This is a genomic window from Kitasatospora sp. NPDC085879 (assembly GCF_040686255.1).
Taxonomy (GTDB): Bacteria; Actinomycetota; Actinomycetes; order Streptomycetales; family Streptomycetaceae; genus Kitasatospora.
Window position 1 is genome coordinate 22006 of record NZ_JBFBJZ010000083.1, and the last position, 6295, is coordinate 28300.

Consider the following 6295-nt stretch of genomic DNA (forward strand, 5'->3'; position numbering starts at 1 on the left):
GAGATCAAGGTGAAGTGCGCGGTCGATGGCCGCGCCGGCATCGGCGGCCCGGCTGGACGGCGTCGCTGTGCTCCGCACCTGGACCTCCGGCCGGTGAAGGCCGGGCGCGTGGGTCAGGCGGTGGGAGCGGCCAGGATCACCCGGATCTCGCTCACCCGGTAGCCGCCGTGGAGGAAGGCGTTCGCCATCGGGGCGTTGGCGGCGTCCGTCGCGGCGGTGATCCGCTGGGCGCCCTCACCGGCGTGGAAGCGGGTGATCTGACTGCCGGATACGCGCCAGCGGCCCTGCTCAGCGACGCATCACGTGTGGCTCGTGTCGGCGCAGGAAACGTAGGACCAGGATGCTGCAGAATAGGCCAAGGCCGAACAGGACGCATACTGGGGCAATCCGGTTGGCAATGTGGTGCGCCCAGAGTGGGTCGGTGGTGGTCGGTCCGATGCCACCGAGATCGATGGTGGCGCCGAGGGCTGCGACAGCCAAGGCAGCAGCATAGCGGTCCCAGTTCGCACCGGACAGCCAGCCGCTGCAGGCTCAGACCTCGATGTAGACGGCGATGACGGTGGTCTTGAGGGCCGTCGCGAAGTAGATGATGCGGACGCCTTCGGTCTCGTCCCGGTAGTCCCGCAGCGGGACGTCGCGGCGCAGCTCGCCGATGTCGGGGAGGAGGGAGACGGCGACGAGGGCGCGGTCGAGGCGGTGGGTCTCGGCCTCGGTGAGCTTGGCAATCTGGCGGGCGGCCGGGGCGTGGAAGACGATCCGGGACCTGCGCGGGGCGTGGTTAGGCGGCACGGTGCTCAGTCTGCCCGCCGGCGAGCTCGGCGAGGTGCTGATCGCGCAATTCCTCCCAGGGCACGCAGGTCTCCGGGTCGGGCAGGCCGTTGGCGGCGATGTCCTCGAGGACCTGGGCGAGTGCGTCGGCCTGGGTGCGTTCGGCCTGGGCCCAGGAGCGCAGGGCGTCGGCGGCGTGGTCGGCGACCGGCTCGCGGCCGTCGGCCGCGGGGGTGTGACTCATGGGGCAGCTCCTTCGGGCACCCGGTCGGGGCACCGCCGACAGCCCGGGCCGGTGGCGCCGTCCCGGGGCACAGCGCGGCCGTGGCAACCGGCCGCGCGTCCCACGGTAGCGAACGCCGGCCGCACGCGGTGCAGGTTCCCCACCCCGGCCCATCCCGGCAGGCAGGGTCGACCGGTCAGCGCAGCAGACAGGCGCCGGGGGCGGAGAAGGCGACGGTAGGCACAGCGGCCGAGCGGCGGGGTCCGGGCGCGGGGGCGGGCTCACCCTCGGGCGGAGCCTGGAACAGCACCGGGCCGACCGGCGCAAGCGGTCGGCGGGCACGCGGAACAGCGGCGGCGGGCCGCTCGCCCCGGGAGCGGGCAGGCTGCTGAGAGCGGTGTTCGTTCGTCACACCGCCCAGTGTCACCTGCCGGTGGCGGGAGCAAACGCGCGGGCGGCCCGCGGACAGGCGCACGGAAGGTTGTCAGGGCAGGCGGCCGGGGACGGGCGCTCCGGCTCGAGGTCCGCCAGCCGAAGTACCTGCACTGCTGCTCTCCGCCCGGCCGGGAGCCAGAGAGAGCAGCAAAGCCGCACGGGCCAGTCGGCCACCGCGTACAGGCCGTGGCCGGTGTACTTGGCCCGCGAGGCCTTGGCGAGGCGCTCCAACATCGTGCGCACCGCGTCGACGGCACCATTCGTCCATCGAGCCCGAGGCACTCCGCCACGTCCCGGGCGCGCAGGGACTTCTCGGCCTGCCGGAGAACACCGGGAACACCGTCCGCATCGGTCCGCCGTCGGCAGCCCTTCAACGGCTCCTGCGCCTGGTCGACCGCGGCCGATGCCGCCTTCGCCTGGGCCGACTCCCTGGTCTGGATCGCCGTCTTCACAGCGGTCTTGACTGTCTTCGCCCGCGCCCGCCGTCTTGGCCGCCGACGACGTCCGCGTAGTCGGGCGCGTCGCGGAGCTGTACGTCGCCACCGCCGACGAGGCCGCGCTGCGGATCGACGTGAAGGTTCGACAGGATGGCGCCCGGCTCTCACCGAACGGATCCCGGGCGCGGCCGATGGCTACAAGTGGTGGGGCCGTCGCGGACCGCCTAGCGTCGGACCGACAGGAATCCGGCGGCAGGCAGGGAGCGCCGAATCCATGACCGTTCTGTGGGGAATCTCCTTCGACGCCACGCCCGTCTCGGGTGTGGTGGTGGAGTTCGTGAAGACCGCGCGGCTGTTCCACGGCCACGGCCATCGAGTCCATCTCGACCTCGGCTACGACGTGAAGGCCGACAAGAACGCCTTTCTGAGGCCCTACGGGGACGAAGCCGCCCTGTTTCCGGAGTGGGTCCGGCTCGACCGGATCGACGGCATCGGGGAGGTCCCCGGTTACGACCAGGCGTTCGTCGCGGCCGTTCTGCGGGAGTGCGTGCAGAAGGGGGCAGGCGAGAGCCTGCTCCCCCGGGTGGAGGCCGTCGCCGAAGCGCTCAGCCAGCTGATCGTCGACAAGTGGCGGCGGCTCGGCGTCTCCCTGGTGATGGTCGAGAACGGCACTCTGCCGGAAAACATCGCCTACACGAAGGCGCTCTACCGGGCGATCGACCGCTACGGGCGGCAGAACGGGCTCGGCCGGTTCGTGCTGTGGCGGGACCACGACCTGATGTGGCAGAGCGAGCCGGGCATCAGGAAGTACGGCGACTTCCCGTACCCGCACACGGTGGCGCCGGTGAACTCGCCGCACATCCAGTACCTCGCCCTGCACGAGGAGGCGCGGCGCAGAACCCTCGCCTGGGCGCCCGGACTGCGGCACATCGCGGTGCTGCCCAACACGTTCACCGCGCAGCCGGCCGTCGTCGACGACCGCAACGCCGGCTTCCGCCGGGAGCACGGGGTCCCCGAGGACAGCATGCTCATCGCCCGCTGCACGCGGATCATCCCGCAGAAGCGGATCGACCGGGACATCCATCTACTGGCCGGCCTGGTCGGCCGCGTCGACTGCCACCTCCTGGTGGCCGGCGACACCGCGGAGTCGCCCGGCGAGCAGACCCGGCTCCGCCGACTGGCCGAGTCGCTCGGCGTGCGGGGCCGCGTCGTCTTCAGCGGACGGCTGGCGCCCCACGACGCCGACGTCGGGCGCCCGTCGGGCGGCGGCTACTCCGTTCGCGACCTCCTCGCCCACGCCGACGTGGTGTCCTTCCTCACCTCGTACGACTATGAGAGCTTCGGCAACCCGATCGGCGAGGCCATCGCCTCCGGAGTCCCCTACCTGACCACCCGCTACGCGCTGTACGACACGGTGTACGGGGACAGAGGGTTCCGGGCACCGGTCATGGAGCTCACCGACGGAGACCTGCCGACCCCGGCCTTCATCGACGCCGTGGCCGACCTCCTCCTCGACGAACGGCTGCGCCGGGAGACAGCACGGTTCAACCAGACGCTGGGCGAACGGCACTTCGGCAGCGGCCGGGCCGCCGAGGTGCTGACCGCTCTGGCCATGATGCCGACGGGCGAGCGGACCCGGCTGAGCGTCGTGATCCCGGTATACAACGAGGCGGAGAACCTGCCGGCCGTGCTGGAGTCGCTGTACGGCCAGCGGGCGGGCGACGGCCCGATGGACCGGTCGCTGTACGAGGTCGTCCTGGTGGACAACAACTCCACTGACAGCACCGTCGACATCGCGCGCCGATTCGCGGCCGCCCGACCGGACCTCGCCGTCCACATCGTCCGGGAGCCGGAGCAGGGGGTCGCGTGCGCCCGGCGGACCGGAATGGAGTTCGCGGCGGCCCGCAGCCGGCTGCGCCGGCGGTCCGGCACCGGCCAGCGCTACTACCTCGTCTCCGCAGACGCCGACTGCCGGGTCGACCCGCACTGGCTGTGGGAGCTGTTCACCGCGATGGAGTCGGGCAAGGCCGCGATCGGCGTCTGCGACTACTTCTACGACGCCGCGCACTTCGCCCGCCGACCGCGCCTGTGGAGCGCCGTCGAGCGCACGTTGCGCTGCCGTGCGGTGACGTTCGCCCTGTTCGGCGGCTTCCCCGACGGCAAGGGCTTCGCGGTCGACCGCGACGTCTACGAGCGGGTCGGCGGGATCGAGCTCCTCTACCAACTCCGGGAAGGACGTTTCGTCAACCACCTGTCGGACGACTGGGACTTCGGGATCAGGGTCCGGGCCTCCGGCGAGGACATCGCCTACGTGCCGGGCTCGCGCGTGGAGATCAACCCGCGCCGGATCGACCACGCGCTGGACGAGGTGATTCGCGGCCGGGCCTACGGCAGCGACGGCATCATCGTGATGCGGGACATCCGCCTCGCCGGCCCGCCCGAGGACTGCGGGCGGGACCTCACCGAGGACGAGGCCCGGCAGGCATGGGAGTTCTCCGTCAAGGACTTCGTGCCGAAGAACACCCTGCTGCCGGTGATGCTGAGCCCCTCGCTGCTCGACGACGACGCCGTGACCGCCTTCTTCGGCGCATCGCTCGCCCAGCGTCTCGGACGCCGGATCGCCGAGATCAAGGACGAGATGCGCCTCGTCGACTTCACCTCGATCCACTCGTACAAGACACCGTCCTACCGGCTGTACTTCGAGTTCGCCGACGAGCTGTTCTCCCGGCTTCGGGCCACCGTCGGCGAAGACGTCGGCCATGCGCCGCCCCTGCCGCCGTGCCTGCGGGACGTCCCCGCCGACCGGTTCACCGAGTTCGTCCGCTACTTCTGCGAGGACCGGGAGTCCGGCGAGGCGCACAACTACTTCGGCAACGGCGGCGTGTTCTGATGGCGCCGACGGACGACGGGGTGCTGGCCTCGCTGCACGCGACCGACCCCCGGCACGCGCCGCCCGCGGTGCTGGACATCCTGACCGACCCCGCCAATCGGGCACTGCTCCGGTACGTCGCCGAGGACCCGTTCGGCGCCCACGTGTTCCCCGGCGACGTCCGCGACTACGCACCGTCCGACTTCCTCGCCGATCTCGACAGGCGGCTCGCCGGGACCGCGCCGATTCACCTCTGGTCCTACATCCCCACCTGCGCCTACCGGTGCCGGTTCTGCCAGTACCCGGTGGTGCTGGTCAAGGGGGACGGCGAGGCCGCCGCCGGCAAGGCCGCCCGCTGGGTCGACTGGAACGTCCGCGAGGCGGAACTGTGGCTGCGCGAGGTCCCCCGCCTGGCGTCCGCGCCGATCGGCGAGTTCAACGTGTTCGGCGGTACCCCGTCGCTGCTGCCACCGGACGCCATCCGACGGCTGATCCGCTTCTACCGGGAGAACTTCCGGTTCGGACCAGACACGGCGATCCGCTTCGAAGGCGATCCCAGCACCCTCACAGCCGAGAAGCTGGAGCTGCTCGCCGAGCTGGGCTGCCGCAAACTCTCCTGCGGGGTGCAGTCGTTCGACGACCGGGTCCTCGAACTGAGCGGCCGCCGACACACTGCGAGGATGTGCCTGGACTTCATCCGGAACGCGCAACGCGTCGGCTTCGACCGGATCAGCGTCGACCTGATGTACGGGCTGCTCGACCAGAGCGTCGACAGCGTGCGCCGCGACCTCGATCTCGTCGTCGAGAACAAGGTCACGGCGGTGGTCTGCACCAAACTCCACCTGCGGTCGTACGCGGACACCAGGACCGGGGTGTCCGGCGATCAGCCGGCGCCCTGGCAACTACCCGCCTACCGCGCCCGGCTGGCCGGCGCCGGGTACCACTGGCCGTCCCTCGGCGAGCAGTACCAGATGCGCGAGGTGCTCATCGACGGCCTGACCGCAGCAGGCTACCGCGAGCAGCCCACGATGTACTTCGCGCTGGACTCCGTCGGCCCGGAAGTCTGGAAGTCCATCATGGTCGACCAAGACCGGCAGGACGCCGAGGTCGCCATCGGGCTGGGAGGCAGCTCGAGCTGCCGAGACTCGGAGGCGATCACCGAGGTGGACTGGCGGGCGTACGCGGCGGCGGTGGAAGCCGGGCGGGTCCCGCTGGGCTCCGCGACCCGGTTCTCACCGGCCGCGCAGGAGAGCAGAGCCATCAAAATGGCACTGACCACGCTCCAGCCGCTGCGCGACGACCTGCACCGTCAGCGTTTCCCCGGGCGCTCGCTGTTCGACGAGCCGTGGCGGCGGCGGTTCCGCTCGCTGGCCGAACGGGGCCTTGCCGTCGCGGACGAGAGCACCGGACGGATCCAGCTGACGCCGGCCGGTCGGGTCCTGGTCGAGGCGGTGATCAACACCGAGTTCTGAGAGGACGTTAAGTCCGTTTCTGGTAGCGGCCACGTCCGGGTTGGGCGAGGAGTCCCTGACGAACGAGTCGTCCCAAGCGGGAGCGGGTGAC

At 71.1% G+C, this 6295-nt stretch carries 4 protein-coding genes; 2 read left to right on the forward strand and 2 right to left on the reverse strand.

The window, feature by feature from the left end; genetic code table 11:
* Positions 1-531 precede the first annotated feature (531 nt).
* Both AB0P35_RS36670 and AB0P35_RS36675 read right to left on the reverse strand, forming a co-directional pair.
* Positions 532-789 (reverse strand): hypothetical protein, encoded by a 258-nt coding sequence (locus AB0P35_RS36670; RefSeq protein ID WP_363519717.1) that lies wholly within the window; start codon positions 787-789, stop codon positions 532-534.
* Entirely contained in the window at positions 779-1012 is a 234-nt protein-coding gene (locus AB0P35_RS36675) for a hypothetical protein (RefSeq protein WP_363519720.1), read from the reverse strand. Before AB0P35_RS36675 ends, AB0P35_RS36670 begins: the two co-directional genes overlap by 11 nt.
* A 1125-nt stretch (positions 1013-2137) precedes the next feature.
* Between AB0P35_RS36675 and AB0P35_RS36680 the strand changes: the two genes are divergently transcribed.
* Positions 2138-4753 (forward strand): glycosyltransferase, encoded by a 2616-nt coding sequence (locus AB0P35_RS36680; RefSeq protein ID WP_363519723.1) that lies wholly within the window; start codon positions 2138-2140, stop codon positions 4751-4753.
* The gene (locus tag AB0P35_RS36685) at positions 4753-6204 is read left to right on the forward strand and encodes a radical SAM protein (RefSeq protein ID WP_363519726.1); all 1452 of its coding nucleotides are present in this window, start codon (positions 4753-4755) and stop codon (positions 6202-6204) included. Before AB0P35_RS36680 ends, AB0P35_RS36685 begins: the two co-directional genes overlap by 1 nt.
* Positions 6205-6295 lie beyond the last annotated feature (91 nt).